The organism is Nocardia farcinica (assembly GCF_029867845.1).
GTDB classification, from domain to species: domain Bacteria; phylum Actinomycetota; class Actinomycetes; order Mycobacteriales; family Mycobacteriaceae; genus Nocardia; species Nocardia farcinica_A.
The window spans coordinates 1-1,971 of the sequence record NZ_JARWRU010000782.1 but is presented as its reverse complement, the minus strand read 5'-3'; the positions used below and the strand labels follow the sequence as shown (position 1 = coordinate 1,971).

The window sequence follows — 1,971 nt, the reverse complement described above, 5'->3', positions numbered from 1 at the left end:
CCCGGGGCCCCCCGCCCCGGCGGGCGCCCGCCGCGCGCCCGCGTGCGGCCGGCTATCGCACCGACCTGGACGGCCTGCGCGGCGTTGCCATCGCCCTGGTGGTGGTCTTCCACATCTGGATGGGGCGGGTCTCCGGCGGCGTCGACGTCTTCCTGGTGCTCGCGGGCTTCTTCTTCACCGCCTCGCTGCTGCGCCGCGCCGAGTCCGGGGGCGGCATCTCCATCCGGGAGCGGGTGGCCGGGCTGGCCAGGCGGCTGCTGCCCGCGCTGGTGCTTGTGCTGGCGGTGGTCGCCGGATACGTGGTGCCCACCCAGCCCTACACGCAGTGGACCGAGATCGCCGCGCAGACGCAGGCCTCGCTGCTGTACTACCAGAACTGGTATCTGGCCTTCTCCTGGGCGGACTACCTGGCCGCCGACCCGTCGGTGAGCCCGTTGCAGCACCTGTGGTCGATGTCGTTGCAGGGGCAGTTCTATCTGGCCGCGCTGCTCGGCATCGCGGCGCTGGCGTGGTCGTGCCGGGCCCTGGGCAGACCAGCGGCGACCCGGCCGGTGGTGGCCTTCGTGCTTGCCCTGCTGACCGCGGCCTCCTTCGTCTACGCCGCCCGCGGCGTCGGCCTGCACCAGGGCTGGAACTACTACGACAGCTTCGCGCGCGCCTGGGAGCTGCTGGCGGGTGCGCTGGTGGCGGTGGTGCTGCCGGGGCTGAACCTGCCGCGCGTGGCGCGGGTGCTGCTGGCGCTGGCGGGCGCGGTGCTGGTGGCCGCCTGTGGCTGGGTCGTGAACGGCAGCGCGATGTTCCCCGGCCCGGCCGCGCTCATCCCGGTCGGCGCCACCATCGCGCTGATCCTGGCCGGGCAGAATCTGCGCACCGCCGAACTGCCGCTGCCCAACCGGTTGCTGGCCGCGCCGGTGGCGGTCCGGCTCGGCGAGATGGCCTACGCGCTGTATCTGTGGCACTGGCCGCTGCTGATCTTCGTGCTCGGCCATCTCGGTGACGCGAAGATCGGCCTGCGCGCCGGACTGGCCGTGCTCGGCGTCTCATTGGTGCTGGCCTACCTGACGCACCGTTTCGTGGAGGAGCCGCTGCGCGCGCCCGCCGCCGCCCGCACGCCGAAGGCGGAATACGGCAGGCGGGCGGTGGCCGCCCTCGGCGTGACCGTGCTCGCGGTGACGGTGGGCGCGCAGGTGTTCACCAGCCTCTCGCCCGCCCGCCCGATGCAGGAGCTGGACGCGCTGCGCTATCCGGGCGCCGAGGCGCTCGTCGGCGGCGCGCCCACCCCGGACGCGCCGATGCGGCCCAGCGTGCTCGAGGCGGGCGCCGACAACGCCTATCCCACCCGCGACGGCTGCATCGCCGACTGGGACACCCGCGAGGTCATCACCTGCGCCTACGGCGATCCCGACGCCGAGCGCACCATCGCGGTGGTCGGCAACTCGCACTCCGAGCACTGGGTGCCCGCCCTGGACATCCTCGGCCGGGAGAACGGCGTGCGCATCGCCGTCTATCTGAAGATGGGCTGCCCGCTGACGGTGGCCGAGGAGACCTCCTACAAGGGCCAGTCGATCCCGGACTGCCGGGACTGGTCGCTCGAGGTCATCGACCGGCTCGGCGTGGACCGCCCGGACTGGGTGTTCACCACGGGCACCCGGCCGAAGCCGCTGACCGGCGACGAGACCCCCGACGACTATGTGCAGGTCTGGTCCCGGCTGTCCGAGCACGGCCTGAACATCATCGCCATGCGCGACACCCCGTGGCTGCGCCGCGACGGCGTGCGGTACCGGGCCATCGATTGCCTGGCCGACAAGGGCGACCGGCACAGCTGCGGTATGCGCCGCGTCGACGCCTTCGACCCGGCCAACCCGGCCGACGGGCCCGCCGCGTCGTTCCCGAACGTGTTCACCCTCGATCTCACCGACGCGGTGTGCGAGCCGGACATCTGCCCGGTCGTCATCGGCAACACCCTCGTCT

1 protein-coding gene is annotated in these 1,971 nt (G+C 73.0%); it reads left to right on the top strand.

The genetic code is table 11. The annotated features are described in order from the left end of the window. Positions 1-1,971, top strand: a 1,971-nt coding sequence (locus QH283_RS17140; protein ID WP_280503995.1) for an acyltransferase family protein, incomplete at both ends; no start/stop codon positions are given.